Here is a 26995-nt window from a genome sequence, read left to right as displayed (position 1 = left end):
TTTTACATCACAGCTGCGATCGCATCGACGACGGCGTCGATGTTGCGGCTGTTCAGCGCGGCCACGCAGATGCGGCCGGTGCCGACGGCGTAGATGCCATGCTCGTTGCGCAGGCGGTCCACCTGGGCCGAGGTCAGGCCCGAGTACGAGAACATGCCGCGCTGCGCCTTGACGAAGGAGAAGTCGCCCGGCACGCCCTTGGCGGCCAGCTTGTCGACCAGCGCATGGCGCATCAGCTTGATGCGGTCGCGCATCTCGGCCAGCTCTTCTTCCCACATGGCGCGCAGTTCCGGGCTGTTCAGCACGGTCGCGACCACGGTGCCGCCGTGCGTCGGCGGGTTGGAGTAGTTGGTGCGGATCACGCGCTTGACCTGCGACATCACGCGCTGCGCTTCTTCCTTGCTGGTGGTGACGATCGACAGCGCGCCGACGCGCTCGCCGTACAGCGAGAAGCTCTTCGAGAACGAGCTCGACACGAAGAAGGGCAGTCCGGAGTCCGCGAACAGGCGCACGGCGGCGCCGTCCGGGTCGATGCCGTCGGCAAAGCCCTGGTAGGCCATGTCCAGGAACGGGATCAGGTTGCGTTCCTTGACCAGTTCCACCACCTGCTTCCACTGCTCGGGCGACAGGTCCACGCCGGTCGGGTTGTGGCAGCAGGCGTGCAGCACGACGATGGTGTTGGCCGGGAACGACTTCAGCGATTCCACCATGCCGGCAAAGTTCAGGCCGTGGCTGGGGGCGTCGTAGTAGGCATAGTTGACCACCGGGAAGCCGGCGGATTCGAACAGTGCGCGGTGGTTTTCCCAGCTCGGGTCGCTGATGGCGACCTTGGCGTCCGGATACAGGCGCTTCAGGAAGTCGGCGCCGATCTTCAGCGCGCCGGTGCCGCCGAGTGCCTGGGCCGTCACCACGCGGCCTTCCGTGATCAGCGGCGATTCCTTGCCGAACAGCAGCGTCTGCACGGCCTGGTCATAGGCGGCAATGCCTTCGATCGGCAGGTAGCCACGCGGCGTGGCGGTAGTCAGACGTGCCTTTTCTGCCTCCTGGACGGCGCGCAGCAGGGGGATTTTCCCTTCGTCGGTGAAGTACACGCCAACGCCCAGGTTGACCTTGGTCGGGCGGGTATCGGCATTGAAGGCTTCGTTGAGGCCCAGGATCGGGTCGCGCGGGGCCATCTCGACGGCAGAAAACAAACTCATTTGGAATCTCGTGGTCGGCTATGTAAGAAAACGGGAAGGCGTAGAATGCTTCGGACTGCGCTGGGGGCTGACAGGCCCCCGTGACGCTTCCGGCTTGAAGCGGGGGCTGGCAACCCCAAGATTCTAGCGTATTCGCCCCGTATTCCTGAGGTATTTCCCTAATCCCGCCCGTAAATTCGCCCCCTATGTCGAACCTTGCAGAAGCCGCGCCGGCCCTGGACGAAGACAAATTCGTCACATTCCCCGGCTCCCCGTTCCAGCTCTACCAGCCGTTCCCGCCCGCCGGCGACCAGCCGGAGGCCATCCGGCAACTGGTGGAGGGGGTCGAGGACGGCCTGTCGTTCCAGACGCTGCTGGGGGTGACGGGTTCGGGCAAGACCTTCACCATGGCCAATGTGATCGCCCGGATGGGACGGCCGGCGATCGTGTTCGCGCCCAACAAGACGCTGGCGGCCCAGCTCTACGCCGAGTTTCGCGAGTTCTTCCCGCGCAACGCGGTCGAGTACTTCGTCAGCTACTACGATTACTACCAGCCCGAGGCCTACGTCCCGCAGCGCGACCTGTTTATCGAGAAGGACTCGTCGATCAACGAGCATATCGAGCAGATGCGGCTGTCGGCGACCAAGAGCCTGCTGGAGCGCCGCGACACGATCATCGTGGCGACCGTCTCTGCGATCTATGGTATCGGCAACCCGACCGAATACCACCAGATGATTCTCACCTTGCGGGCCGGCGACAAGATCAGCCAGCGCGATGTGATCGCGCGCCTGATCGCGATGCAGTACACCCGCAACGAGACCGATTTCCAGCGCGGCACCTTCCGCGTGCGCGGCGACACCATCGACATCTTCCCGGCCGAGCATGCCGAGATGGCGGTGCGGCTGGAGATGTTCGACGACGAAGTCGAGTCGCTGCAGTTCTTCGACCCGCTGACTGGCCGCGTGCGCCAGAAGATCCCGCGCTTCACGGTCTATCCGTCGAGCCACTATGTGACCCCGCGCGAGACCGTGCTGCGCGCGATCGAGGCGATCAAGTCGGAGCTGCGCGAGCGGCTGGAGTTCTTCCACAAGGAAAACCGGTTGGTGGAGGCGCAGCGGCTTGAGCAGCGCACCCGCTTCGACCTGGAAATGCTGTCCGAGCTGGGCTTCTGCAAGGGCATCGAGAACTATTCGCGGCACCTGTCCGGCGCGAAGCCGGGCGAGCCGCCGCCGACGCTGGTCGACTACCTGCCGCCCGACGCGCTGATGTTCCTGGACGAGTCGCACGTGCTGATCGGCCAGCTCAACGGCATGTACAACGGCGACCGCGCGCGCAAGACCACGCTGGTGGAGTACGGCTTCCGGCTGCCCTCGGCGCTGGACAACCGGCCGCTGAAGTTCGACGAATTCGAGCGCAAGATGCGCCAGGTGATGTTTGTTTCGGCCACGCCGGCGCAGTTCGAGCAGGACAATGCCGGGCAGGTGGTGGAGCAGGTGGTGCGTCCGACCGGGCTGGTCGATCCCATCATCATGGTGCGCCCGGCGACCACGCAGGTGGATGACCTGCTATCGGAAATCCACGCCCGCGTGGAAGTTGGCGAACGCGTGCTGGTGACCACGCTGACCAAGCGCATGGCCGAGCAGCTGACCGAGTTCCTGTCCGAGAACGGCGTCAAGGTGCGCTACCTGCACTCGGACATCGACACGGTCGAGCGCGTGGAGATCATCCGCGACCTGCGCCTGGGCACCTTCGACGTGCTGGTGGGCATCAACCTGCTGCGCGAAGGCCTGGATATTCCCGAGGTGTCGCTGGTGGCGATCCTCGATGCGGACAAGGAAGGCTTCCTGCGCGCCGAGCGCTCGCTGATCCAGACCATCGGGCGCGCCGCGCGCAACGTCAACGGTACCGCGATCCTGTACGCGGACCGCATGACCGAGTCGATGAAGAAGGCGATTGGAGAGACCGAGCGCCGCCGTGCCAAGCAGATCGCCTTCAACGAGGCCAACGGCATCACGCCGCGCGGCGTGGTCAAGCGCATCAAGGACATTATCGACGGCGTCTATAGCGTCAACGATGCCAGGGCCGAGCTGCTGGCGGCGCAGGAGCAGGCCCGCTACGAGGACATGAGCGAGAAGCAGGTCTCCAAGGAAATCAGGCGTTTGGAGAAGCTCATGCTCGATCACGCCCGCAACCTGGAGTTCGAGCAGGCGGCGCAGGTGCGCGACCAGCTGGCCAAGCTCAAGGCGCAGGTGTTCGGCGCCAGTGGAGAGGGCGCGCTGCCGCCTGCCTGATACGCCGCACCGCCACGCGCGCTTCGCCTATAGTGAAATTCGCGGCGGCGCCGGTCATGAAGGGTGAAAGCGCGAAGGCTGCCGCGAAGGAGGCAAGATGGAACGCCAGTTTGAATACGGCGGCTACGCGGTCGTGGTCAGCGCGGTCCCCAATGCCGCCGGCGGGTTTGCGGCGCAGATGCGCATCGCCGATGCCTTCGGCGAGCCATCCGGCCCCAGCTACGAGGCGATTGCGGGCGACGCGCCCACGCCCGAAGGGGCCATCGCCCTGGCGGAGGCCGGCGCCATGCGCGCGATCGACGCCGGCGAGGTCAACTAGCCAGGCATCACCCATTTTCCGTGGAGAACCACAATGAGCGATATCGGTGAATGGAAGAAGAAGGTCTATGAAACCCACGAGGTGCAGGTCCAGGTCAAACAGCGCTCACAGAGCGAATGGTCCTACACCGTGCGCGTCTGCCGCCCCGGCACCAATATCCGCGCCGCCGGCACGCTGACCGAGACCTCGCGCATCACCGAGCACTACAAATCGCGCGAGGCCGCGGAAGTGGCCGGGTTTGCGCACGGCGAGCGGCTGGCCAAGCAGCTGGCCTGAAGGGCTGCGGGTAGAATTGCGGCTGTCCGGCCGGCGGCCCTGCCGTGTGCCGGTGCGCCCGCCGTTCCACTCCCGCCAAGCCGTGATCCGATGAAGACATACGCCATCCTGATGTGTTGCATGGGGAACATCTGCCGTTCCCCGACGGCGGAGGGCGTGCTGCGCGCCAAGCTGGCTGCGGCGGGGCTGGACGCACTGGTGGAACTGGATTCGGCGGGCACGCATGAATACCACCTGGGCCGCGCGCCCGATCCCCGCACCCAGCGCCACGCGCTGCAGCGCGGCTATGACCTGTCCGCGCTGCGCGCGCGCAAGGTCGGCCTGCCTGACTTCGACCGCTTCGACCTGATCCTGGCGATGGACCGCGAGAACCTGGCCGGCCTGGCGCGGCTGCGCCCCGATGCCGGCGCCAAGCTGCGCCTGCTGATGAGCTTCGCCACCCGCCACGACGCCGACGAGGTGCCGGACCCCTACTACGGCGAAGGCGATGGCTTCGAGCGCGTGCTCGACTACATCGAAGATGCCTGCGACGGCCTGGTGGCCGAGTTGCGCCAGCGCCTGCAAGGCAACGCCGGCTGATCCCGGCGCCCGCTCCATCGTCCTTTCTGCGGCCCGCGCCGCGACGCCTCCAGCGCCGCGGCCGGCGGACCAATCCCACGAGAATCCATGCTTCGCAAACTGTTCCGCAAATGGCGCGAATCGCGCAATGCAAGCCTGCAGCTCGACGCCATCCTGGCCGCTGCCGATCCTGAGGCGCCGCTGGCCGAGCGCAACGGCTGGCTGATCGAGTTGGGCTTCTGGATCCGCCGCGATGGCGGGCTGGGCGCCGATGCTGACAGCCAGGAACCTGGCACGGACCGCCGCCACCCCGAGCATGTGCGGCTGCGCTACCTGCTGCAGGTGCTGGAGCGGCATCCCGACTGGGCCGGGCGTTTCGCCCTGACGGTGCGCAGCCTGGTGCGCGAGAACGACCCCACCGGACTGTTCTGCGATACCGGCGTGGCCCTGCACCCGGGCTTCGTCAGCGAGATGGTGGGCCGGCTGCAGAACCGCTTCCTGCCGCCGCCGCCCAACCGCAGCGACATGGCGGGGCTGTTTGCGCTGGTGTTCGTCGGGGATGAGGACGCGGAGTGGGTCGAGGCCATCGACGATGGGCTGCTGGCGCGGCTGGCGCGCGTGCTGCAGGCCGGCAGCGCCGGGGGCGAAGCGGCGGGCATGGCGCACTATCGCGATGCGCTGGGCCAGACGCTGGCCACCAGCATCGCGGTGCTGGTCAGCCAGGTGCGCGCCACCGGCCTGAGTCAGGCGATCCGTTCGCGCCTGGCCGGGCGCGTGGAAGAGACACCGTTCTTCCGCCTGGACGAGGCCATCCAGGCCTTGCGTGAAGAGGGCCTGCGCCAGGACGACAACAGCTTTGGCCACCGCCTGAACTACTTCCGCGCGCTGCTGGACGGCTGCCATGCCGCGATCCGCCAGGTGTATGAGGACCTGGAAGAAAACGGCGTGTCGGTCGAGGTGGTGTTCCAGATCGAGCGCATGAAGGTGCAGCTCAGCCGCATCGAGCTGCTGCTGGCGGCCTGGGTCGAGCCCCGCCGGCCCGGCATGCATGCGCACCTGGTGGCGGAGCTGATCCGATCGACCCAGGCCCGGCGCAGCATCTTGCACCTGGCCGGCACCTCGTTCGCGCAGCTGGCGCGCAAGGTGGTGGAGCGCTCGGCCGAGACCGGCGAGCACTACATCACGCGCGACCGCAAGGAATACGCCGAGCTGGTGCGCGCCGCGGCCGGCGGCGGCCTGGTCTCGGTCGCCACCGTGTACCTGAAGTTCCTGATCTACGGCCTGCACCTGGACAAGTTCAGTGAAGGGTTGCTGGCCTCGCTCAACTACGCCGGCAGCTTCCTGGCCATCCACTTTGCGCACTTCACGCTGGCGACCAAGCAGCCGGCCATGACCGGGCCGGCGCTGGCGCACCGGCTGGACGGGGCAGGGCGGCCGGAAGGGCGCGAGATATTCGTCGACGACACCATTGCCATGATCCGCTCCAACGCGGCGGCGATCGTCGGCAACCTGGCGGTGGTGTTCCCGGTGGCGCTGGGGATCCAGTGGCTGGCGCACAAACTGCTCGGCGCCAACCTGATCACGCCGGCCAAGGCGATTGCCACCATCGAGTCGTTCTCGATCCTGGGCCCGACGCCGCTCTATGCCGCCTTCACCGGCGTGCTGCTGTGGCTGTCCAGCCTGATTGCCGGCTGGGCCGACAACTGGTTCGCGCTGCATCGCGTGCACGACGTGATGGCCTACAACCGGCGCCTCCAGTACGTGCTGGGTGCGCGCGGCGCCACCCGTCTGGCGGATTTCTGGAAGCGCAACCTGTCGGGCATAGCCGCCAACGTGTCGCTGGGCCTGCTGCTGGGGCTGGGGCCGGAAATCCTGAGCTTCTTCGGGCCCCATATGGAAGTGCGCCATGTGACGCTGTCGACGGGCTCGGTCGGCGCCGCCATCGGCGTGCTGGGGCTGGATGCACTGCGCATGCCGTCGCTGTGGCTGGCGGTGGCGGGCATTGCGCTGATGGGGATGCTGAACGTGGCGGTGAGCTTCGCGCTGGCGTTCAATATGGCGCTGCGGTCACGCAACCTGCGGCGCGTGGACCGCGCCGAACTGAGCGCGGCCGTGCGGCGGCGCATCCTGAAGCACCCGTTGTCGCTGGTGATTCCGCCGCGCACGGCAGGCCCGGAGACGGCCGCGGGCGGGCGCGAAGCGTGAGCGGGGCGTGGTGCGCTGCGGCAGGGGTAGTTGACTGAATTAGTCGGGTACCTTTATACTTGACGGAAACGATCAAGTATTAGCTTCACCCCCAGAGCCCTGCACCATGAGACTGACCACCAAAGGCCGCTTCGCGGTCACTGCGATGATCGACCTGGCCATGCGCCAGGACCAGGGACCGGTCACGCTCGCCGGCATCAGCCAGCGGCAAAAGATCTCGCTGTCCTACCTGGAGCAGTTGTTTGGCAAGCTGCGCCGGCACGAGATCGTCGAAAGCGTGCGCGGCCCGGGCGGCGGCTACAGTCTGGCGCGCAAGGCCGAAGACGTCACCGTGGCGGACATCATCATCGCCGTGGACGAGCCCCTGGATGCCACCCAGTGCGGCGGCAAGGGCAATTGTAACGGAGATGACGGCACCGGGCGCTGCATGACCCACGAACTGTGGGCCACGCTGAACCAGAAGATGGTCGAGTACCTCGACTCCGTTTCCCTCAAGAACCTGGTGGACCAGCAGCGCGAGCGCCAGCCGGCCGTGCTGCACGACATGCGCGAGGACGCCGCGCAGCCGGTCGCGGCCGCTGCGCGCGGCAAGGCCGACAAGCAGGAAAAGCCGGTCCGGGCCAGAATGGTGAATTCAGTTTTCAGCCTGGCGCAGTCCTGAGCGCGCCCAGTCAACGACAGCAAAACAGCGATCAGCGGTCCCTAACAAGGCAGTCATAACGATGAGCACCCCACATTTCCCCATCTACATGGATTACTCGGCCACCACGCCGGTGGACCCGCGCGTGGCGGACAAGATGATTCCGTACCTGCGCGAGCAGTTCGGCAACCCCGCCTCGCGCAGCCACGCGTACGGCTGGGAAGCGGAGCGCGCGGTGGAAGAAGCACGTGAGCAGGTGGCCGCACTGGTCGGCGCCGATCCGCGCGAGATCGTGTGGACCTCGGGTGCGACCGAATCGAACAACCTGGCGATCAAGGGCGCCGCGAACTTCTATTCGGGCAAGGGCAAGCACATCATCACCCTGAAGACCGAGCACAAGGCCGTGCTCGACACCACGCGCGAGCTGGAGCGCCAGGGCTTTGAAGTGACCTACCTGGACGTGAAGGAAAACGGCCTGCTCGACATGGAAGTGTTCAAGCAGGCGCTGCGCCCGGACACCATCCTGGTGTCGGTGATGCTGGTCAACAACGAGATCGGCGTGATCCAGGACGTCGCGCAGATCGGCGAGATCTGCCGCGAGAAGGGCATCATCTTCCATTGCGACGCCGCGCAGGCAACCGGCAAGGTGGCGATCGACCTGGGCAAGCTGAAGTGCGACCTGATGTCGTTCTCGGCTCACAAGACCTACGGCCCCAAGGGCATCGGCGCGCTGTACGTGCGCCGCAAGCCGCGCGTGCGCATCGAGGCGCAGATGCACGGCGGCGGCCATGAGCGCGGCATGCGCTCGGGCACGCTGGCCACGCACCAGATCGTCGGCATGGGCGAAGCCTTCCGCATCGCCCGCGAAGAGATGGCGACTGAGAACGAACGCATCCGCATGCTGCGCGACCGCCTGTGGAACGGCCTGTCGGACATGGAAGAGGTCTACCTGAACGGCGACCTGGAACAGCGCGTGCCGCACAACCTGAATGTCAGCTTCAACTTCGTCGAAGGCGAGTCGCTGATCATGGCGATCAAGGACGTGGCGGTGTCGTCGGGTTCGGCCTGCACCTCGGCCTCGCTGGAGCCGTCGTATGTGCTGCGCGCCCTGGGCCGCAACGACGAACTGGCGCACAGCTCGATCCGCTTCACGGTGGGCCGCTTCACCACCGAGCAGGAGATCGACTACACCATCGAACTGCTCAAGAGCAAGATCGGCAAGCTGCGCGACCTGTCGCCGCTGTGGGAAATGTTCAAGGACGGCGTCGATTTGAATTCGATCCAGTGGGCCGCGCACTGACGCGCCCGCACAGATCATCAGAACAAAACGCAATACCCCCGCAAAGATACGCAAGAGGTAAGCAAAATGTCATACAGCACCAAGGTTCTCGATCACTATGAAAACCCCCGCAACGTCGGTTCGTTCGACAAGAACGACGATGCGGTCGGCACCGGCATGGTCGGTGCGCCGGCCTGCGGCGACGTGATGAAGCTGCAGATCAAGGTCAACGAGGCGGGCGTGATCGAAGACGCCAAGTTCAAGACCTACGGCTGCGGCTCGGCCATTGCCTCGTCCTCGCTCGTGACCGAGTGGGTCAAGGGCAAGACCGTGGACCAGGCGCTGGAGATCAAGAACACCCAGATCGCCGAAGAACTGGCGCTGCCGCCGGTGAAGATCCACTGCTCGATCCTGGCCGAAGACGCGATCAAGGCCGCCGTCGAAGACTACAAGAAGAAGCACGGCGCCGAGCAGAAGGCTGCCTGATTCTGTCGCACTGACCACGGCATCGACGAAGGAAGACGCAACGATGATCACCATGACCGAGAAGGCGGCCAAGCATGTGGCCCGCTACCTGGAACGCCGCGGCAAGGGCGTGGGCCTGCGCCTGGGCGTGAAGACCACCGGCTGCTCGGGCCTGGCCTACAAGCTGGAATACGTCGACGAGCTGCTGCCGGAAGACGCGGTGTTCGAATCGCACGGCATCAAGGTCATCGTCGACGCCAAGAGCCTGCCGTATATCGACGGCACCGAACTCGACTACGCACGTGAAGGGTTGAACGAAGGTTTCCGCTTCAACAACCCCAACGTCAAGGACGAGTGCGGCTGCGGCGAGTCCTTCACGGTCTGAGGCGCGCCAGCGCAAGCAAGCCCCGGTGGAGCGCAGCATCGTCGGGTTCCGCCGGGACGAGGAAGGCCACTGGGTGGCCGAACTCGAATGCGGGCACGGCCAGCATATGCGGCACGACCCGCCATGGCAGTCGCGGCCATGGACGCAAAGCGAGCAGGGCCGCGCCGGCATGATCGGCATGCGGGTGAACTGCCTGAAGTGCGACCGCAACGAACCGCCGGCCGAGTGGGCACGCAAGCCCGCCTGAGCGGCACCGTGGCGGCAATGGACAAAGGGGCGGCGCGGCCGCTCTTTTTTCTTGGGGAAGCAGTTGAAAGACGATTTTTTTGCGCTGTTCGGCCTGCCGGCGCAGTACGGCGTCGATGACGCCGCGCTGGATGCGGCGTACCGCACCGTGCAGTCGCAGGCGCATCCGGACCGCTTTGCCAAGGCGGGCGACGCCGAGCGCCGCGTGGCCATGCAATGGGCCGCGCATGCCAATGAAGCCTACCGTACGCTGCGCCAGCCGTTGCGGCGCGCGACCTACCTGCTGAAGCTGCGCGGCGTCGATGTGCAGGCCGAGAACAACACGGCCATGACTCCGGCCTTCCTGATGCAGCAGATGGAATGGCGCGAAGCGCTGCAGGAAGCGGTGGAGGAGCGCGCAGTGGACCGGCTCGATGCGCTGCTGCGCGAGCTGCGCCAGGAAAAGCGTGAGCGCCACGAAGCACTGGGCGCGTTGCTGGATTCCGGCGACAACGAGGCGGCTGGCGGCGCGGTGCGGCAACTGATGTTTATCGAGAAGATCGAGCACGATACCAGCGAGGCCATCGACCGGCTGGAACACTGACCGGCACGTTTGCCGGGGCCGTGACACAATGGCGCCCGGCGCGAAAACCGCTCCCCAATGCCACCCGCATGGCGGTTTCCACTGCCGCACAAGACAGCAAAGAAATACCATGGCACTGCTCCAGATTTCCGAACCCGGCATGTCGCCGGCGCCCCACCAACGCCGCCTGGCCGTCGGCATCGACCTCGGCACCACCAATTCGCTGGTGGCCGCGGTGCGCAGCAGCATTCCCGAAGTGCTGGGCGACGAGCGCGGCCGCGCGCTGCTGCCGTCGGTCGTGCGCTACCTGCCGGACCGTACCGCCCATATCGGCTACCGGGCCCAGGAAGAAGCGGTGCGCGACCCCAAGAACACCATCGTCTCGGTCAAGCGCTTCATGGGCCGCGGCCTGCGCGACGTGGCCAATATCGAGCACAGCCCGTATGACTTTGTCGACGCGCCGGGCATGCTGCAGATCAAGACCGCCGCCGGCGTAAAGAGCCCGGTGGAGATCTCGGCCGAGATCCTGGCCACGCTGCGCCAGCGCGCTGAAGACACGCTGGGCGACGACCTGGTCGGCGCCGTCATCACGGTGCCGGCCTACTTCGACGAGGCCCAGCGCCAGGCGACCAAGGACGCCGCGCGCCTGGCCGGCCTGGAAGTGCTGCGCCTGCTCAACGAGCCCACTGCCGCGGCCATTGCCTACGGCCTGGACAATGCCTCGGAAGGCATCTACGCGGTTTACGACCTGGGCGGCGGCACCTTCGATATCTCGGTGCTCAAGCTCACGCAGGGCGTGTTCGAGGTGCTGGCCACCGGCGGCGACTCGGCCCTCGGCGGCGATGACTTCGACCAGCGCCTGCTGTGCTGGATCGTCGAGCAGGCCAGCCTGCAGCCGCTATCGGCGCAGGACATGCGCCTGCTGATGGTGCGTGCGCGCGCGGCCAAGGAAGCGCTGTCGGAAAGCGACAGCACCGTGATCGACGCCGTGCTGGAGTCCGGCGAGATCGTCCACCTGACGCTGACTGTCGAGATCTTCGACCAGGTCACCGCGCACCTGGTGCAGAAGACCCTGGCGCCGGTGCGCAAGGCGCTGCGCGACGCGGGCGTCGCGCCCGACGAGGTCAAGGGCGTGGTGCTGGTCGGCGGCGCCACGCGCATGCCGTCGATCCGCAAGGCCGTGGGCGACTACTTCGGCCAGACCCCGCTGACCAACCTCGACCCGGACCGCGTGGTGGCGCTGGGCGCCGCGATGCAGGCCAACCTGCTGGCCGGCAACCATGCCCCGGGCGAGGACTGGCTGCTGCTCGACGTGATCCCGCTGTCGCTGGGCGTCGAGACCATGGGCGGCCTGGTCGAGAAGATCATCCCGCGCAACAGCACCATCCCGGTGGCGCGCGCGCAGGAATTTACCACCTTCAAGGATGGCCAGACCGCGATGGCGATCCACGTGCTGCAGGGCGAGCGCGAGCTGGCCAGCGACTGCCGCTCGCTGGCGCGCTTCGAGCTGCGCGGCATCCCGCCGATGGTGGCGGGCGCGGCGCGCATCCGCGTGACCTACCAGGTCGATGCCGACGGCCTGCTGTCGGTGACCGCGCGCGAAACGCATTCGGGTGTGGAAGCCTCGGTCACGGTCAAGCCGTCGTACGGCCTGGCCGACGACGATATCGCGCGCATGCTGCAGGAAAGCTTCCGCGAGGCCGAGCACGACATGAAGAGCCGCGCGCTGGCCGAAGAGCGCGTGGAAGCCGACCGGCTGGTCGAGGCCACGCAGCGCGCGCTGGAAACCGATGGCGACCTGCTGTCGGCGGAAGAGCGCACCGCGGTCGAGGCGCTGATGGCTACGGTGCGCGAGATCGCCACCGGCGAAGACCACCACGCCATCCACGCCGCGGTGGAGAAGCTGTCGCACGGTACCGACGAATTCGCCGCCCGCCGCATGGACCGTTCGATCAAGAGCGCGCTGGCCGGGCGCAAGGTGCAGGAGCTGGGCTGATCACCGGGCCCGCACCGACATACAGACATCAGGACACCACATGCCACAGATCGTTGTTTTGCCCCACGTTGAATATTGCCCGGAAGGGACGGTGATCGAAGCCGAGAAGGGCGTCAGCGTCTGCGACGCGCTGCTCTCGCACGGCATCGAGATCGAGCATGCGTGCGAGAAGTCGTGCGCCTGCACCACCTGCCACGTGATCGTGCGCGAGGGCTTCAATTCGCTCAATGAGGCCGAGGAGAAGGAAGAAGACCTGCTCGACAAGGCCTGGGGGCTGGAGCCGAATTCGCGGCTGTCGTGCCAGGCAATCGTCGATGATGAAGACCTGACCATCGAAATCCCGAAGTACACCATCAACCACGCCAAGGAAGGCCACTGAGCGGCCGGCAAATCTCAGCGGAGAACAATCCCATGAAGTGGACCGATACCTACGCCATTGCCGAAGCGCTGTATGACAAGTTCCCGGATGTCGATCCGGCGGGCGTGCGCTTCACTGACCTGCGCCGCTGGGTGCTGGAGCTCGACGGCTTTGCCGACGCGCCCGAGCGCTCGGGCGAGAAGATCCTGGAGGCGATCCAGCAGGCCTGGATCCAGGAAGCCGAATAAGCGACGCAGTATCGGGATGGCGACAAAAGGCCGGCAAATTGCCGGCCTTTTGCTTTGCTGCTGCGCGAGAGCCGGATCAGCCCCGCATCAGCGCGCCGTTCTCCAGGTGCACGCGCTCGCCTGGCTGCACGGCGGGGTCTTTCTCGTAGGTGAAGGTGCGGTGGCTGCCGTCATCCATGCGCACGCGCACTTCATAGTGCGTGTCCTTGCTGACGGTCTTCTCGATCTGGTTGCCGGCCACGCCGCCACCCACGGCACCCACCACGGTGCCGACGATGCGGCCATTGCCCTTGCCGACCTGGTTGCCCAGCAGCCCGCCCACCACGGCCCCGCCGAGCGCGCCCAGGCCGCTGGTGTTGGGCTTCTGGGTCTGGATCGGCGTCACCGAGACGATACGGCCGGCGTAGGGGCTGCCCTTGGCAGCCTGGCGCTCGGTGTCGGCACGCTGGCTGGCGCGCGGCTCGCTGTCGCGCTGCGCGGCCTGGCGTGCCGGGGCGGTGCGTGGCGCGGCTTGCGACGAACCGGTGGCATCCTGGCCGGCCGGGCGCTGCTGGCCGTCGTTGTAGACCGGCGGCCGGGTGGTGCTGCCCGGGGCGGGCGCTGCCGTGACCGGCAGCGGCCCTTGCGGGTCTGCCTGCGCACCGGCCTGCGCCGGCAGGTCAGGGCTGGCCTTGCCGATCGGCAGCACGCCAGTGACGGCGGCGACCGCGGTCAGGCTGGCGATCACCACGGCGACGGCTGCCGCACCGACGAGCGGATGCAGCCGGCGTTGCGGCGGCAGCGGGGCAGGGGTGTTGTCGTTCGGGGTGGCTTGGCTTTGCATTGCTATGGCTCCGGTGCGGCGAAGGCCGCGTTGGGATGGAACCAGTGTGGCCGAAGCGGGTGGGGTTTTCCGTTTGTTTTTGTAAATATATGTAGGCGGAAAATATCTTTTATATCAATGCCTTATGGTTGGTTGGGGCGCATATCACGGGGCCAGGCTGTAACATTCGGCGGCTTGGCATGACATTGGCGGCGCCCCAAGGAAAAAGCCCCACCGATTCGGTGGGGCTTCATCTTGCCAAAGCGCTTGCTCAGTCTTCCCGGCGCAGATGCGGGAACAGGATGACGTCGCGGATATTCGGGCTATCCGTCAGCAGCATCACCAGGCGGTCGATGCCGATGCCGCAGCCGCCCGTCGGGGGCATGCCGTATTCCAGCGCGCGGATGTAGTCGGCGTCGAAGTACATGGCTTCTTCATCGCCGGCGTCCTTCTGCTCGACCTGCTTGCGGAAACGGTCGGCCTGGTCCTCGGCATCGTTCAGCTCCGAGAAGCCGTTGGCGATCTCGCGGCCGGTGATGAACAGTTCAAAGCGCTCGGTGATGCCAGGCACCGTGTCCGAGGCGCGTGCCAGCGGCGAGACCTCGACCGGGTAGTCGACGATGAAGGTCGGCTCCCACAGCTGGCTTTCCGCGGTTTCCTCGAACAGCACCAGTTGCAGCGTGCCCAGGCCGGCGTTGAGGAACTGCGGCGCGTTGGTGTTGACGCCGAACTTCTTCAGCTCGGTGCGCAGGAACCCGGCATCGGCCAGTTGCGCATCGGTGTACTGCGGTGCGAACTTCTGGATCGCCTGGCAGATCGTCAGCCGATGGAACGGCTTGGACAGGTCCAGCTCGCGGTCCTGGTAGGTCAGCACGGCACTGCCGCGCGCATCGATCGCGGCCTTGCGGATCAGGTCCTCGGTGAAGTCCATCAGCCAGCGGTAGTCCGTGTAGGCCGCGTAGAACTCCATCATGGTGAACTCGGGGTTGTGGCGCGGGCTCACCCCTTCGTTGCGGAAGTTGCGGTTGATCTCGAACACACGCTCGAAGCCGCCGACGATCAGGCGCTTCAGGTACAGCTCGGGCGCGATGCGCATGAACATCTGCATGTCCAGCGCATTGTGGTGCGTGATGAAGGGCTTGGCCGCGGCGCCGCCCGGGATCGGGTGCAGCATCGGCGTTTCCACTTCCATGAAGCCGGCATCGGCCATATGGCGGCGCAGCGACGAGATCGCATTGGTGCGGGCGCGGAAGGTGTTGCGTGTTTCCGGCGACACGATCAGGTCGACATAGCGCTGGCGGTACTTCATTTCCTGGTCGGCCAGGCCGTGGAACTTGTCCGGCAGCGGACGCAGCGACTTGGACAGCAGGCGCAGCTCGCGCACCTGCACCGACAGCTCGCCCTTGTTGGTGCGGAACAGTTCGCCGCGGGCGCTGATGATGTCGCCCAGGTCCCAGTGCTTGAAGGCCGCGTAGACCTCTTCGCCGACCTTGTCGCGGGTGATGTAGAACTGGATCTGGCCGCTGCCGTCCTGCACCGTGGCAAAGCTGGCCTTGCCCATCACGCGCTTGAGCATCATGCGCCCGGCGATGGCGACCTCGACCGGCGCGGCCTCGAGCGTGGCCTGCTCGGTCTCGGCGTATTGCGCCTGCAGCGCGGCGGCCTGGTGGGTGGGGCGGAAATCGTTGGGGAAGGGCACGCCTTGCTGGCGCAGCGCGGCCAGTTTCTCGCGCCGCTCCGCGATGATCTTGTTCTCGTCGACGGCGGGAGTATCTGCGGCGGCTGGCTTGGCCTGGGCGCGGTTCGGTTCAGTCATGATGTCTTGTCGGATCGCGCGCGGCGTGCCGCGCGCGGATTCAGATGGCTTGATGGGTGCGGCTTAGTAGTTGCGGAGATCGTCCAGCTCGGTGCTGCCGAAATCCGGGCGGTGCAGGTAGGCGACGATGCGGCCGGCGGTTTCCTCGGCCGACGCCAGCTGTTCATTGGCTTTCAGCTCGCGGAAGCGCTGCACCTGGGCGAAGTCGGCATTGCGGATGGTGGCCTGCATGCCGGTGTCGATCACGCCCGGGGCCAGCGCCACGGCGCGCACGGTGCGCGGGGCTTCGGCCTGGGCGTACTCGGCGTTGACCGAGCGCATGAACATGTCCAGCCCGGCCTTGCCGGCGCAGTAGGCGCTCCAGCCTTCGACCGGGCGGCGCGCCGCGCCGGAGGAGATCGCCAGCACCTTGCGCGGGCAGTCGAACTTCTCGGTGCGCTCCAGGAACGCCGCGGTCATCGTCATCGGCGCCGCCAGGTTGGTCAGCAGGTGCGGCACCAGGGTTTTCTCCTGCAGGCGCGTGACCGGGCCGATCGGTTCGACCACGCCCGCGTTCAGGATCAGCGTGGCGCTGGTCGGCGGGATGTCGAGCGTATCGAGCACGCTGGCGAGCCAGGTTGCGGCGGGGCCGGCCTGCGACAGGTCCTGCAGGTGCCAGGCCACCGGCACGCCGCTCATGGTGGCGATGCGCTCGAGCTCGCTGTTGCGGCTGCGCGCCACGCAGATCAGTCGGTTGCCCGGCACGAGCAGGGCATTGGTCAGTGCCGCGCCCAGCCCGCGCGAGGCGCCGGTGATGATGTAGAGGTGATTGGCTTCGCTCATGGTGCCCCGGTCGGAAAGGCCGCAGCTGCGGCGGTACAGCGATGATCCAGCGATTGCGGTGATGTTGCTGTGCCGCCGCGGGCGGCCCGGTACGGCCTTACAGTCCCTGCTTGAGGCTGGCCTCGATGAACGGGTCCAGGTCGCCGTCCAGCACCTTCTGGGTGTTGGACATTTCCACGTTGGTGCGCAGGTCCTTGATGCGGCTCTGGTCCAGCACGTAGGAGCGGATCTGGTGGCCCCAGCCCACGTCGGTCTTGCCGGCTTCGAGCTTGTCGGCCTCGGCCTGGCGCTTGCGCATCTCGTGCTCGTACAGGCGCGATTTCAGCATCGACATGGCTTCGGCACGGTTGCGGTGCTGTGAGCGGTCGTTCTGGCACTGCACCACGATTCCGGTAGGGATGTGCGTGATCCGCACGGCCGAATCGGTCTTGTTGATGTGCTGGCCGCCCGCCCCCGAGGCGCGGTAGGTGTCCACGCGCAGGTCCGCCGGGTTGACCTCGACCTCGAACGAATCGTCGACCTCGGGGTAGACGAACACCGACGAGAACGAGGTATGGCGCCCGCCCGACGAATCGAACGGCGACTTGCGCACCAGGCGGTGCACGCCGGTTTCAGTACGCAGGTAGCCGAAGGCGTATTCGCCCTCGATCTTGATGGTCGCGCTCTTGATGCCGGCCACGTCGCCTTCGGACTCTTCCAGCACCTCGGCCTTGAAGCCCTTGCGCTCGCAGTACTTCAGGTACTGGCGCAGCAGCATCGAGGCCCAGTCGCACGCTTCGGTGCCGCCAGCGCCGGCCTGGATGTCGATAAAGGCGTTGGCCTGGTCCATCTCGCCCGAGAACATGCGGCGGAATTCCATGCCCGCGACGATCTCCTCGAAGCCCTTGACGTCGGCCTCGATCGCTTCGAGGGTGTCGTCGTCGCCTTCTTCCCTGGCGAGCTCAAACAGCTCTTCGGCGCCGCTGAGGTCGTCGGTGAGCTTGCTGAGCACGCTTACCACGCCCTCGATTGCCTTCTTTTCCTTGCCGAGGTCCTGGGCCCGCTTGGGGTTGTTCCAGACGTCGGGGTCTTCCAGCAAACCGTTGACTTCGTCCAGCCTTCCTACTTTGACATCGTAGTCAAAGATACCCCCGTAGATCTTCCGTTCGCGAACGGAGATCGGAGATGGCACCGGAGATGGCGTTGAGGCGTTCTGCTTCCATGATGTTCCTGCGCTTCGAAAACCTCGAATTATAGCGGATCGGCGCGGCAACCCGGGGCTTCCGGACCGCCTCGGCGGGCCGCGGACCGAACGGATCGGCCGCGGCGCGGTCTATCCGCCGGTGCCGGGCGACGCACGCGGCGATAATACGGGTCGCAAGCCGCCCCCGGCACGACAAAGAACAGGGACGAATGACGCAAACCAGACATGACATCGAACCAGGCCGGCGCCGCGCGCTGGGCCTGCTGCTGGCCGCCGCGGCCGCGGTCGCGGCCGGCTGCGGCACCACGGGCGGTCCCGTGCCGGACGGCTACTACCGCGTCGAGCGCGGCGACACGCTGTATTCGATCGCGCGCAAGCACCGCCGCAGCGTACGCGACCTGACCCGCTGGAACAGCGACATCACCAGCCCCAGCCAGATCGAGGTGGGCCAGCTGATCCGCGTGCGGCCGCCGGGTGGTGCCTCAGGCAGTGCTTCGGCCGGCCAGGCCGTGACCGATACCCCGCGTGTCGACAGCGGCCCGGCCTCCCGGCCGCCCGCCAGCAGCATCCGCCTGCAATGGCCGGCCGACGGGCGCGTCACCGCCGGCTTCGCGCCGCCGGCCAGCAAGGGCCTGAGCATCGCTGTGCCGGCCAACGGCGCGGTGCGCGCCGCCGCCGCCGGGCGCGCCATCCACGTCGGCAACCTGCGCGGCTACGGCATGCTGGTGATCGTCAAGCACAGCGACGACTGGCTGACCGTCTACGGCAACCTGGACCAGCCGCTGGTCACGGAAGGCGCCCAGGTCTCGGCAGGGCAGGACGTGGGCCGCATGGGCGCGAGCCCGAGCGAGCTGCACTTCGAGGTGCGCGGCAACGGCAAGCCAGTGGATCCCGCTGCCTACCTGCCGTCGCGGGGCTGAACGGGGGGGAGCCCCCGGGAGCACGCTACTGCGCGTGTTCGATCACCAGCTGCACGCGGGTGACGCCGTTGAAGGTGTTGTTGTCGAGCCGGTAGGCCACCTGTGCGCTGGCGCCGAGCGAGTCGGCATGGTTGAACCAGATCGCGTCGAGGCGCTGGCTGCCGCGCCCGAGCTGCAGCTTCAGGTGCTTGCCCTTGAGCACGCTCTGGCGCAGCACGTCGAACTCGCCGCAGAAGGTCGGCGCCGGGAAGCCCTGGCCCCATACCTGCTGCTCCAGCAGGGTGACGAATTCCGGGCTGAAGCACTGGTCCTCGATATCGCCATCGGTCTCGATCACGCGCGCCAGCTGGTCGTCGGTCAGCCATTCGCGGCCGACCGCCTCGAAGGCCTCCTGGAACTCGGCAAAACGCTCGGCGCGCACGGTCAGCCCGGCCGCCATGGCGTGGCCGCCGAACTTGAGCAGCATGCCGGGATGGCGCTTGGACACCAGGTCAAGCGCATCGCGCAGGTGGAAGCCGGGGATCGAGCGGCCCGAGCCCTTGACGGTGGTCTCGTCGCCCGGGGCGAAGGTGATGGTGGGGCGGTGGAACTTGTCTTTCAGACGCGACGCCACGATGCCGATCACGCCCTGGTGCCAGGTGTCGTTGAACACGCTGACGGTGAAGCGCGCTGAGGGGTCCGGGCCGGCCAGCGGCTGCTCCAGGATCTGCAGCGCCTCCTGCTGCATGCCGGCCTCGATGTCGCGCCGCTCGCGGTTCATGCTGTCCAGCTCCTGCGCGATCTCCCATGCGCGGTTGGCATCTTCCGTCAGCAGGCATTCAATGCCCAGCGACATGTCCGCCAGCCGGCCGGCCGCGTTCAGGCGCGGACCCAGCCCGAAACCCAGGTCGAAGGTATTGGCGCGCGCCGCCTCGCGCCCGGCGGCGCGGAACAGCGCCGCCACGCCCGGCTGCATCCGTCCTGCGCGCATGCGGCGCAGGCCCTGTGCCACCAGGATGCGGTTGTTGGTATCCAGCTTGACCACGTCGGCCACCGTGCCCAGCGCCACCAGGTCCAGCAGCGTCTGCAGCGGCGGCTGCGTGGCCTGGGTATAGACGCCGCGCTGGCGCAGTTCGGCGCGCAGCGCCAGCAGCACGTAGAACATCACGCCCACGCCCGCCAGGTTCTTGCTGGGGAATTCGCAGCCCGGCTGGTTCGGGTTGACGATCACCGCGGCCTGCGGCAGCTCCGACCCCGGCAGGTGGTGGTCGGTCACCACCACGTCGATGCCCAGCGCATTGGCCGCGGCCACCCCGTCGACGCTGGCGATGCCGTTGTCGACCGTGACGATCACGTCCGGCTGCTGCCTGGCCGCCAGCGCCACGATCTCCGGGGTCAGGCCGTAGCCGTACTCGAAGCGGTTCGGCACGATGTATTCCACCCGCGCGCCCAGCATGCGCAGCCCGCGCACGCCCACCGCGCAGGCGGTGGCGCCGTCGCAGTCATAGTCGGCCACGATCAGCAGGCGCTTGCCGGCGGCGATGGCGTCGGCCAGGTAGGCTGCGGCGTGGCCGATGCCCTTCATGGCCGCGGGCGGCACCAGTTCGGGCAGGTCGGTGGCCAGCTCGGCCGCGCGCGCCACGCCGCGCGCGGCCAGGATGCGCGCCAGCGTGGGGTGCAGGCCGGCGGCCGCCAGCGAGCTGGCGTGTTCGGGAGAGTATTGGCGGATGGCGATCCGGGTCATGGGCGGGGCGGCAGGTGATGTTTCAGTAGGGGCGGCGCGTGTCAGGCGGCTTTATGCGGCATAGGCGAGGTCGGACAGCAGTGCGCGCCAGTCGCCGCGCTGGCCCATTCCGCGCCAGAACTTGCGCAGGTCGGCACGGCGCACGGTGAACTCGGCAAAGTGATTCTCGCCGGCCAGCACCAGCGTGATGGCGCCGACCTGGCCGGCCACCAGTGCTTCCAGTGCCGGCGCGAACCAGTCGGCATCCAGCGCATGCATGCGGTCCAGCCACAGGCCCCAGTCTTCGGCGATATGCGCTTCGGTGGCGCTGTCGAGCATGGCCAGCACCGTGCCCTGCACCGCGCTGGCGCCAGCCAGGCCGGCCGGCACCGGCAGCACGCGGCTGCCCGCGGCCAGGGCCAGCCCGCTCAGGAAGGGATCGTTGCTCAGCACCGTATCGGCCAGCCGCGGCACCGGCTGCAGCGCGCCGCCGCCGTACAGCCAGACCGAATTGACCGGCGCCTCGCCGGCGGCCTCGCGGGCCTGGTTGACGCGATGGTCGTACCAGGTCATCTGGATCTCGTTCTGCAGGCGGCGCCAGTCGCGGGCGCGTTCGCCGGCCTGCATCCAGATATCGATATTGCGGCCCGCCGCGCGCAGCGGCGTGGTCGCCTCCAGCGGGCCGAATACGGCTTCGGGCAGGTACCAGCGCTGCGGGCAGGGCGATTCCAGCGCGATGCCCGATTCCAGCAGCAGTTCGTCGATGGCGGCGCGCAGGGCCGCGGCTTCCTGCGGCCGGATGCCCAGCTGGGCGGGCGGCATCAGCACCAGGTGATCGCGCGCGGCGTGGATGTGCACCGGCTGCAGGCAGGTCCAGGACTGGCCATCGGGGGTGGCGGGGACGGCGCCGCCACTGTCGGCCAGCCGCATATAGGGCGCCAGCGGCACCCGGACCGGGTCCAGCCCCGCCTTGCCGGCCAGCCAGCGCTCCTGCGGCAGGCTGCGCAGGAAGGGGTCGTCATGCCGCTCGCGCGGGCCGGGCTCGGCCCGGGTCAGCAACTTTCCGAGCGCGGGCAGCTCCAACTGCCGCAGCAGCGCGCCGGGGACGACATCGTCCCGGCCGTCGTCGCCGGCGCCCGGCGGGACGGAAAAGGGCACAATCAGGGTCAGGTGCGTCATCATGGTGGCGAGATTGTAAACTCCCGGCTGGCCGGCGCCAGTCTTGCGAGAGGCAGGCGGCGCACCCGATGGCCCGCATGCGTGCCGCCGGCGCCCCTCCACCGGGCACCGGCGCTTTCCCGAAACAACAGGAATCCTCTTGAACTTTCCCTACGAGTGGCAGATCGGCTGGCGATACACCCGCGCAAGCAAGCGCGCCAGCCGCAACACCTTCATTTCGTTCATCTCGATGATCTCGATGTTCGGGATCGCCCTTGGCGTGGCTGCGCTGATCGTGGTGCTGTCGGTGATGAACGGCTTCCAGAAGGAAGTGCGCGACCGCATGCTGTCGGTGCTGGCGCATATCGAAGTGATCGGCCCGTCGGCGCTGCCGGACTGGCAGAAGACCGCGGCCGAGGCCTTGCAGAACAAGGAAGTGACCGGCGCCGCGCCCTATGTCGCGGCCCAGGCCATGCTGACCCGCGACGACGCCGTGCGCGGCGTGCTGCTGCGCGGCGTGGAGCCGTCGCAGGAGCCCAAGGTCTCCGACATCGGCAGCCAGTTCCGGGCCGGCAGCATGACGGCGCTGGAGCCGGGCGGCTTCGGCATCGCGCTGGGCAACGAGCTGGCCAACGCCATGGGCGTGCAGGTCGGCGACAAGGTCACGCTGGTGGCGCCGCAGGGCACCATCACGCCGGCGGGCGTGCTGCCGCGGCTCAAGCAGTTCACCGTGGTGGGCGTGTTCTCGTCCGGGCACTTCGAGTTCGACAGCGCGCTGGCGCTGGTCAACATGCATGACGCCGAGACCCTGTTCCGCCTGAGCGGCCCCACCGGCGTGCGCCTGAAGCTGCAGGACATGCAGCGCGCGCCGCAGGTGGCCAACGAGCTGGCCGGCACCATGTCGGGCGAGCTCTACCTGCGCGACTGGTCCAAGCAGAACCGCAACTGGTTTGCCGCGGTGCAGACCGAGAAGCGCATGATGTTCATCATCCTGACGCTGATCATCGCGGTGGCCGCGTTCAATCTGGTGTCGACCCTGGTGATGACCGTCACCGACAAGCAGGCCGATATCGCCATCCTGCGCACCATGGGCGCGCAGCCGGGCTCGATCATGAAGATCTTTATCGTGCAGGGCGTGGCCATCGGCTTTATCGGCACCGTCCTGGGCGTGGCCGGCGGCACGCTGATCGCCACCAATATCGACGTGATCGTGCCTTTCATCGAGCGGCTGCTGCACGTGCAGTTCCTGCCGCGCGACATCTATTTCATCAGCGAACTGCCTTCGGATCCCCGCGTGAACGACATCGCCACCATCGGCATCATCTCCTTCGTGCTGGCCACGCTGGCCACGCTCTATCCCAGCTGGCGTGCCGCCCGCGTCAACCCGGCGGAGGCGCTGCGCTATGAGTGAAGCCGTGTTGCATGCCGATACCCCCACGCCCGCCGCGGACCAGCCGCGCACCGGCTCGCCGGTGCTGGTGGCCGAGGGCCTGACCAAGCGTTTCCGCCAGGGCGAACTCGACGTGGACGTGCTGCGCGGCGTCGATGTGCGCGTCGATGCCGGCGAGAAAGTTGCCATCGTCGGCGCCTCGGGCTCGGGCAAGAGCACGCTGCTGCATGTGCTGGGCGGGCTGGATGAGCCCGACTCCGGCCGCGTCGCGCTGCTCGGCAAGCCCTTCACGGCGCTGCGCGAGCGCGAGCGCAACGTGGTGCGCAACCGCCAGCTGGGCTTCGTCTACCAGTTCCACCACCTGCTGCCGGAATTCACCGCGCTGGACAACGTGGCCATGCCGATGCGCATCCGCGGCCTGACCCAGCATGACGCGCGCGGCGTGGCGCAGGCCATGCTGGAGCGCGTGGGCCTGGGCGGGCGCGCGAAGCACCGCCCGGGCGAGCTGTCCGGCGGCGAGCGCCAGCGCGTGGCGATCGCGCGCGCGCTGGTGGGGCAGCCGGCCTGCGTGCTGGCCGACGAACCCACCGGCAACCTCGACGACCACACCGCCGGCGGCGTCTATGACCTGATGCTGGAGCTGTCGCGCACGCTCGGCACCAGCTTCATCATCGTCACCCACGACCTGGACCTGGCCGGACGCTGCGATCGCGTGCTGCGGCTGCGCGACGGGCACCTGCACCAGGAACGCTGAGCGGGCCGGCCCATGTGGATCGACACCCACTGCCACCTCGACGCCAGCGAGTTCGACGCTGACCGCCAGCAGGTGGCCGACGCGGCCGAGGCCGCCGGCGTGCGCGGCATCGTGGTGCCGGCGGTGGCAGCGTGGAACTTCGAGGCCGTGCGCGCGCTGGCGCGCCACGATGTGCGCTGCGTCTATGCACTCGGCATCCATCCGCTGTGCTCGCCCGGCGCCGGCCAGGCCGACCTTGACACGCTGCGGCGCGAGGTGGCGGCGAGCATGGGCGACCCGCGCTTTGTCGGCATCGGCGAGATCGGGCTCGACTTCTTCGTCGCGGGGCTGGATGCTGAGCACCAGACCTGGCTCTACGCGGAGCAACTGAAGATTGCGCGCGAATTTGACCTGCCGGTGCTGCTGCATGTGCGCAAGTCGCAGGACCAGGTTGGCGCGCAACTGCGCAAGCTGGGCGTGAAGCGCGGCATTGCCCACGCCTTCAACGGCAGCAATGAACAGGCGCGGCGCTTTGTCGAGCAGGGCCTGAAGCTCGGCTTCGGCGGCAACGTCACTTTCAGCCGTGCGCGGCAGATCCGCCGGCTGGCGACGGAACTGCCGCTGGAGGCGCTGGTGCTGGAAACCGACGCACCCGACATGGCGCCGGCCTGGCTGTCTGACGATCAGTTCGGCGAACAGCACAAGGCGCGCAACACGCCGGCGGAGGTGGCGGGCGTGGCGCGTGTGATGGCTGAATTGCGCGGCATCGATGCGATGACACTGGCGCACGCGACATGGCGCAACGCCGTGGATGCGATGCCGCGGCTAGGAACCTTTGCCGAAAGCATGGCGCCACGACCGGGCCTGAGGTAGACAGGACTTCGCCGGTCAGACTTCGTCGATGCGCCCGCCCTCACCCCATCCGAATCACCGGCGTGCTGTACTGAATCCAGTCACACAACTTCACTTCCTCCTGACAGCCTGACAAGGTTCCAGCCCCACTGCGGCGGTACAACCGTCTCTGTGCAGAACACGCAGGAGAGTTGTGGTGCGCTGGTTCGTGGTGGCTTTCGTCGCGGGATGCTGGACGCTGCAGCAGCAGTCAATGCTGCCGCCGCAGGATGGCCTGCGCCTCGGTGCTGTGGCGCTGACATTGGTCGCTCTCGGCATCGCCTTGTGGGGCAGGCGCCTGCACGTCGTGCTGCATGGCCTGGCGCTTGCCGGGCTGGCGTTCGGCGCCGCCTTCTGCTGGGCGGCCTGGCGGGCCGAACTGCGCATGCGCGACTGGCTGCCGGCCACGCTGGAGGCGCGCGACCTCGACGTGCGCGGCGTGGTGTCGGGGCTGCCGGCGGATGCCGCCACCGGGACGCGTTTTGCCTTGACTGTGGAGCAGGGTGATGCGGGCCAGCCTCTGCCGCGCCGCGTGATCCTCAACTGGCGTGGCGCACCGCCCGACCTGCGTCCCGGGCAGCGCCTCACGCTGACCCTGCGCCTGCGGCGTCCGCGCGGACTCGCCAATCCTTTTGGTTCTGACTACGCCTATTGGCTGCTGGCGCAGGGCTATGGCGCCACCGGCTATGTGCGCCGCGCACAAGGGCCGCCGCAGGACGCGTCCGCGGAGCGGCTGGCATGGCGCATTGAGGCCGTGCGCGCCGCCGTGCGCGATCACCTGCGCGCGGCGCTGCCGGCCGATGCGCGCTTCGGCGCGGTGCTGACCGCGCTGGTCATTGGCGACCAGCGCGGTATCGATGCGGACGACTGGCAACTGTTCCGGCGCACCGGTGTCAGCCACCTGGTCGCGATCTCCGGGCTGCATATCACCATGATCGCCGGCATGGCGGCGTCGCTTGCCGGGCTGTTGTGGCGGCATTCGTTCGGACTCGGCCGCTGGCTGCGCCGGCCGTTGCCGCTGTGGCTGCCGGCCCGGCAGGCCGCGCTGGTGGCGGCCGTGGCCAGTGCGCTGGCTTACGGCCTGCTGGCCGGCATGCAGGTCCCGGCGCTGCGCACCGTGGCCATGCTCTGCGTGGCGGCCATTGCGGTATGGAGTGCGCGTGCGCCGCCCGCCTCGGTGGTGCTGGCGTGGGCGGCGCTGGCGGCATTGCTGCTGGATCCGTGGGCGGTGATGTTGCCCGGCTTCTGGCTCTCCTTCGGCGCGGTGGCCGTGATCTTCTTCGCGGCCCGGCCCGGCCGGGATGCTTCGACGGAAGGGCGTTGGCAACGCCTGCGGTCCGTGCTCGCCGCCGGGGCGCGCACGCAGTGGGCCGTGACCATCGGGCTGGTACCGCTGACGTTGCTGCTGTTCGGCCAGGTATCGGTGGTGTCGCCGTTGGCCAATGCGGTGGCGATCCCGGTCGTCAGCCTGCTGGTGACGCCGCTGGCTTTGCTCGGCGCCGCCTTGCCGATGGCGCTGGCCGGGCCGGTGCTGGCGGTGGCCCACCTGGCTATGGTGGCGCTGGCCGCGGTGCTGGGCTGGCTTTCGGCGCTGCCATGGGCGATGTGGGAAGCGGCCAGCGCGGGGCCGTTGGCGCTGGTGCTGGCGGCGCTCGGTGTCGGGCTGCTGGTCGCGCCGGTCGCCACCGCGCGCGCGCGCCTGCACGGCGGGCTGCTGATGTTGCCGATGCTGCTGGCGCGCGGCCCGCCGGTTGCGCATGGCGAGTTCCGCGCGGTGATGCTGGACGTGGGGCAGGGCACGGCGGTGCTGGTGCGAACGCGCGCCCATGCGCTGCTGTATGACACCGGGCCGTCTTATGCGTCGGGATCCAGCGCCGGTGCGCAGGTGGTGGTGCCATTGCTGCGGGGCGAGGGGGTTGGCCGGATCGACCACCTGATGGTCAGCCATGAGGACACCGACCATGCCGGCGGCGTGGCGGACATCACGGCGGCGGTGGCCGTGTCCGCGCGCAGCACCGGAGCGCCTTCCGGTCACGTTCTGCTTGGGTCGGCGGCCAATGACTGGTCGCCATGCGCGGCGGGCCAGCAATGGGAGTGGGACGGCGTGCGCTTTACCGTGCTGCATCCGCTCGCGGAGCAGGCGCAGCAGGCAGCCATTGCCAGCAATGCGCGCAGCTGCGTGCTGCGCGTGGATGCGGCGGCGCACAGCCTGCTGCTGACCGGAGACATCGGCGTGGCGCAGGAGCGTGCGTTGATCGACAGGTTGCCGGCCGAGGTGCTGCGTGCCGACGTGCTGGTGGTGGCCCACCATGGCAGCGGCACCTCATCCGGTGCAGCCTGGCTGGAGGCAGTGCGCCCGTCGGCGGCGGTGTTCCAGCTGGGTTATGCCAACCGCTATCGCCACCCGAGCGGCGAGGTGTGGGAGCGCTACGGCCGCGCGGGCGTCCTGCGCTACCGGACCGATGAAACCGGCGCGGTGACCATGGACACTGCGCCCGGGGGCTTTGCGTTGTCGGTGTTCCGGCAGGCGCAGCCGCGCTACTGGCGGGCGCGGCCGCCGGCGCCGCGTTAG

Annotated in this window: 26 protein-coding genes; 19 read left to right on the top strand and 7 right to left on the bottom strand. The window is 67.9% G+C overall.

The annotated features are described in order from the left end of the window. Positions 1–2 precede the first annotated feature (2 nt). The gene (locus tag C265_RS14420; protein ID WP_010809033.1) at positions 3–1199 is read right to left on the bottom strand and encodes an amino acid aminotransferase; all 1197 of its coding nucleotides are present in this window, start codon (positions 1197–1199) and stop codon (positions 3–5) included. Positions 1200–1384: 185 nt separating this feature from the next. Here C265_RS14420 and uvrB point away from each other — a divergent pair, with 185 nt between their 5' ends. The 14 genes from uvrB to iscX all read left to right on the top strand — a co-directional run bounded on the left by uvrB (position 1385) and on the right by iscX (position 13006). Beyond that, positions 1385–3469 carry an excinuclease ABC subunit UvrB gene (gene uvrB, locus C265_RS14415; protein ID WP_010809032.1) on the top strand — a complete coding sequence of 695 codons (2085 nt, stop codon included), beginning with the start codon at positions 1385–1387 and terminating at the stop codon, positions 3467–3469. Positions 3470–3566: 97 nt separating this feature from the next. Beyond that, positions 3567–3788, top strand: a complete 222-nt coding sequence (locus tag C265_RS14410; RefSeq protein WP_010809031.1) for a hypothetical protein — start codon at positions 3567–3569, stop codon at positions 3786–3788. A 33-nt stretch (positions 3789–3821) separates the two neighbouring features. Continuing rightward, positions 3822–4064, top strand: a complete 243-nt coding sequence (locus C265_RS14405) for a hypothetical protein (protein WP_010809030.1) — start codon at positions 3822–3824, stop codon at positions 4062–4064. A gap of 90 nt (positions 4065–4154) precedes the next feature. Next, a complete protein-coding gene (locus tag C265_RS14400) occupies positions 4155–4643 on the top strand; it encodes a low molecular weight protein-tyrosine-phosphatase (RefSeq protein WP_010809029.1) in 489 nt (162 codons plus the stop codon). Positions 4644–4730: 87 nt separating this feature from the next. After that, positions 4731–6827, top strand: coding sequence for a site-specific recombinase (locus tag C265_RS14395; RefSeq protein ID WP_010809028.1), 2097 nt, complete (start codon positions 4731–4733; stop codon positions 6825–6827). A gap of 106 nt (positions 6828–6933) precedes the next feature. Beyond that, the gene (gene iscR / locus C265_RS14390; protein ID WP_010809027.1) at positions 6934–7488 is read left to right on the top strand and encodes a Fe-S cluster assembly transcriptional regulator IscR; all 555 of its coding nucleotides are present in this window, start codon (positions 6934–6936) and stop codon (positions 7486–7488) included. A 55-nt stretch (positions 7489–7543) separates the two neighbouring features. Beyond that, positions 7544–8767 (top strand): IscS subfamily cysteine desulfurase, encoded by a 1224-nt coding sequence (locus tag C265_RS14385; protein ID WP_269446663.1) that lies wholly within the window; start codon positions 7544–7546, stop codon positions 8765–8767. A 66-nt stretch (positions 8768–8833) separates the two neighbouring features. Continuing rightward, a complete protein-coding gene (iscU, locus tag C265_RS14380) occupies positions 8834–9232 on the top strand; it encodes a Fe-S cluster assembly scaffold IscU (RefSeq protein ID WP_010809025.1) in 399 nt (132 codons plus the stop codon). A gap of 43 nt (positions 9233–9275) precedes the next feature. After that, a complete protein-coding gene (iscA, locus tag C265_RS14375) occupies positions 9276–9596 on the top strand; it encodes an iron-sulfur cluster assembly protein IscA (protein WP_010809024.1) in 321 nt (106 codons plus the stop codon). Between the two features lie 25 nt (positions 9597–9621). After that, positions 9622–9843, top strand: coding sequence for a DUF3565 domain-containing protein (locus C265_RS14370; protein ID WP_010809023.1), 222 nt, complete (start codon positions 9622–9624; stop codon positions 9841–9843). Positions 9844–9906: 63 nt separating this feature from the next. Further along, complete coding sequence (gene hscB / locus C265_RS14365; RefSeq protein ID WP_010809022.1) at positions 9907–10425, top strand: Fe-S protein assembly co-chaperone HscB; 519 nt, start codon at positions 9907–9909, stop codon at positions 10423–10425. A gap of 109 nt (positions 10426–10534) precedes the next feature. Beyond that, on the top strand, positions 10535–12400 hold the full coding sequence (gene hscA, locus C265_RS14360; protein WP_010809021.1) for a Fe-S protein assembly chaperone HscA: 1866 nt from the start codon (positions 10535–10537) through the stop codon (positions 12398–12400). Between the two features lie 40 nt (positions 12401–12440). Continuing rightward, positions 12441–12779: an ISC system 2Fe-2S type ferredoxin gene (fdx, locus tag C265_RS14355; RefSeq protein ID WP_010809020.1), complete on the top strand. Its 339-nt coding sequence runs from the start codon at positions 12441–12443 to the stop codon at positions 12777–12779. Positions 12780–12811: 32 nt separating this feature from the next. Continuing rightward, positions 12812–13006, top strand: coding sequence for a Fe-S cluster assembly protein IscX (gene iscX / locus C265_RS14350; protein ID WP_010809019.1), 195 nt, complete (start codon positions 12812–12814; stop codon positions 13004–13006). Positions 13007–13082: 76 nt separating this feature from the next. Here iscX and C265_RS14345 read toward each other — a convergent pair whose 3' ends face one another. The 4 genes from C265_RS14345 to prfB form a co-directional block, all read right to left on the bottom strand. Further along, positions 13083–13829 carry a glycine zipper 2TM domain-containing protein gene (locus tag C265_RS14345; RefSeq protein ID WP_010809018.1) on the bottom strand — a complete coding sequence of 249 codons (747 nt, stop codon included), beginning with the start codon at positions 13827–13829 and terminating at the stop codon, positions 13083–13085. 250 nt (positions 13830–14079) lie between these two features. Further along, on the bottom strand, positions 14080–15624 hold the full coding sequence (lysS, locus tag C265_RS14340) for a lysine--tRNA ligase (protein ID WP_010809017.1): 1545 nt from the start codon (positions 15622–15624) through the stop codon (positions 14080–14082). A gap of 63 nt (positions 15625–15687) precedes the next feature. Next, the gene (locus tag C265_RS14335) at positions 15688–16446 is read right to left on the bottom strand and encodes an SDR family oxidoreductase (protein WP_010809016.1); all 759 of its coding nucleotides are present in this window, start codon (positions 16444–16446) and stop codon (positions 15688–15690) included. 97 nt (positions 16447–16543) lie between these two features. Then, positions 16544–17648 (bottom strand): peptide chain release factor 2 gene (gene prfB / locus C265_RS14330; protein ID WP_099045607.1). Its coding sequence is split into 2 segments (ribosomal slippage): positions 16544–17566 and positions 17568–17648, totalling 1104 coding nucleotides; the frame shifts between segments, so codons are not numbered across the junction. 190 nt (positions 17649–17838) lie between these two features. Between prfB and C265_RS14325 the strand changes: the two genes are divergently transcribed. Continuing rightward, positions 17839–18549: a peptidoglycan DD-metalloendopeptidase family protein gene (locus tag C265_RS14325; protein ID WP_010809014.1), complete on the top strand. Its 711-nt coding sequence runs from the start codon at positions 17839–17841 to the stop codon at positions 18547–18549. A gap of 25 nt (positions 18550–18574) precedes the next feature. On the opposite strand, the gene recJ is transcribed toward C265_RS14325, so the two are convergent. Both recJ and C265_RS14315 read right to left on the bottom strand, forming a co-directional pair. Then, positions 18575–20272 carry a single-stranded-DNA-specific exonuclease RecJ gene (gene recJ, locus C265_RS14320; RefSeq protein WP_010809013.1) on the bottom strand — a complete coding sequence of 566 codons (1698 nt, stop codon included), beginning with the start codon at positions 20270–20272 and terminating at the stop codon, positions 18575–18577. Positions 20273–20323: 51 nt separating this feature from the next. Next, the gene (locus C265_RS14315; RefSeq protein ID WP_010809012.1) at positions 20324–21433 is read right to left on the bottom strand and encodes a hypothetical protein; all 1110 of its coding nucleotides are present in this window, start codon (positions 21431–21433) and stop codon (positions 20324–20326) included. 136 nt (positions 21434–21569) lie between these two features. Between C265_RS14315 and C265_RS14310 the strand changes: the two genes are divergently transcribed. The 4 genes from C265_RS14310 to C265_RS14295 all read left to right on the top strand — a co-directional run bounded on the left by C265_RS14310 (position 21570) and on the right by C265_RS14295 (position 26995). Continuing rightward, positions 21570–22820, top strand: a complete 1251-nt coding sequence (locus C265_RS14310; protein WP_010809011.1) for a lipoprotein-releasing ABC transporter permease subunit — start codon at positions 21570–21572, stop codon at positions 22818–22820. Further along, positions 22813–23553, top strand: coding sequence for a lipoprotein-releasing ABC transporter ATP-binding protein LolD (gene lolD / locus C265_RS14305; RefSeq protein ID WP_010809010.1), 741 nt, complete (start codon positions 22813–22815; stop codon positions 23551–23553). Before C265_RS14310 ends, lolD begins: the two co-directional genes overlap by 8 nt. A 12-nt stretch (positions 23554–23565) precedes the next feature. Continuing rightward, positions 23566–24405, top strand: coding sequence for a TatD family hydrolase (locus C265_RS14300; RefSeq protein ID WP_010809009.1), 840 nt, complete (start codon positions 23566–23568; stop codon positions 24403–24405). 175 nt (positions 24406–24580) lie between these two features. Then, on the top strand, positions 24581–26995 hold the full coding sequence (locus C265_RS14295; protein ID WP_037024387.1) for a DNA internalization-related competence protein ComEC/Rec2: 2415 nt from the start codon (positions 24581–24583) through the stop codon (positions 26993–26995).

Origin of the sequence: Cupriavidus sp. GA3-3, from assembly GCF_000389805.1 — a bacterium.
Classification (GTDB): Bacteria; Pseudomonadota; Gammaproteobacteria; order Burkholderiales; family Burkholderiaceae; genus Cupriavidus; species Cupriavidus necator_D.
Note: the sequence above shows the minus strand (reverse complement) of the source record. Positions and strands in the feature narration are given on the sequence as shown.

Bases quoted from the DNA above. Each gene is read 5' to 3' on its own strand.
- C265_RS14420 (WP_010809033.1), bottom strand. From the start codon at position 1,199: ATGAGTTTGTTTTCTGCCGTCGAGATGGCCCCGCGCGACCCGATCCTG.
- uvrB (WP_010809032.1), top strand. From the start codon at position 1,385: ATGTCGAACCTTGCAGAAGCCGCGCCGGCCCTGGACGAAGACAAATTC.
- C265_RS14410 (WP_010809031.1), top strand. From the start codon at position 3,567: ATGGAACGCCAGTTTGAATACGGCGGCTACGCGGTCGTGGTCAGCGCG.
- C265_RS14405 (WP_010809030.1), top strand. From the start codon at position 3,822: ATGAGCGATATCGGTGAATGGAAGAAGAAGGTCTATGAAACCCACGAG.
- C265_RS14400 (WP_010809029.1), top strand. From the start codon at position 4,155: ATGAAGACATACGCCATCCTGATGTGTTGCATGGGGAACATCTGCCGT.
- C265_RS14395 (WP_010809028.1), top strand. From the start codon at position 4,731: ATGCTTCGCAAACTGTTCCGCAAATGGCGCGAATCGCGCAATGCAAGC.
- iscR (WP_010809027.1), top strand. From the start codon at position 6,934: ATGAGACTGACCACCAAAGGCCGCTTCGCGGTCACTGCGATGATCGAC.
- iscU (WP_010809025.1), top strand. From the start codon at position 8,834: ATGTCATACAGCACCAAGGTTCTCGATCACTATGAAAACCCCCGCAAC.
- iscA (WP_010809024.1), top strand. From the start codon at position 9,276: ATGATCACCATGACCGAGAAGGCGGCCAAGCATGTGGCCCGCTACCTG.
- hscA (WP_010809021.1), top strand. From the start codon at position 10,535: ATGGCACTGCTCCAGATTTCCGAACCCGGCATGTCGCCGGCGCCCCAC.
- fdx (WP_010809020.1), top strand. From the start codon at position 12,441: ATGCCACAGATCGTTGTTTTGCCCCACGTTGAATATTGCCCGGAAGGG.
- iscX (WP_010809019.1), top strand. From the start codon at position 12,812: ATGAAGTGGACCGATACCTACGCCATTGCCGAAGCGCTGTATGACAAG.
- C265_RS14345 (WP_010809018.1), bottom strand. From the start codon at position 13,829: ATGCAAAGCCAAGCCACCCCGAACGACAACACCCCTGCCCCGCTGCCG.
- lysS (WP_010809017.1), bottom strand. From the start codon at position 15,624: ATGACTGAACCGAACCGCGCCCAGGCCAAGCCAGCCGCCGCAGATACT.
- C265_RS14335 (WP_010809016.1), bottom strand. From the start codon at position 16,446: ATGAGCGAAGCCAATCACCTCTACATCATCACCGGCGCCTCGCGCGGG.
- C265_RS14325 (WP_010809014.1), top strand. From the start codon at position 17,839: ATGACGCAAACCAGACATGACATCGAACCAGGCCGGCGCCGCGCGCTG.
- recJ (WP_010809013.1), bottom strand. From the start codon at position 20,272: ATGACCCGGATCGCCATCCGCCAATACTCTCCCGAACACGCCAGCTCG.
- C265_RS14315 (WP_010809012.1), bottom strand. From the start codon at position 21,433: ATGATGACGCACCTGACCCTGATTGTGCCCTTTTCCGTCCCGCCGGGC.
- lolD (WP_010809010.1), top strand. From the start codon at position 22,813: ATGAGTGAAGCCGTGTTGCATGCCGATACCCCCACGCCCGCCGCGGAC.
- C265_RS14300 (WP_010809009.1), top strand. From the start codon at position 23,566: ATGTGGATCGACACCCACTGCCACCTCGACGCCAGCGAGTTCGACGCT.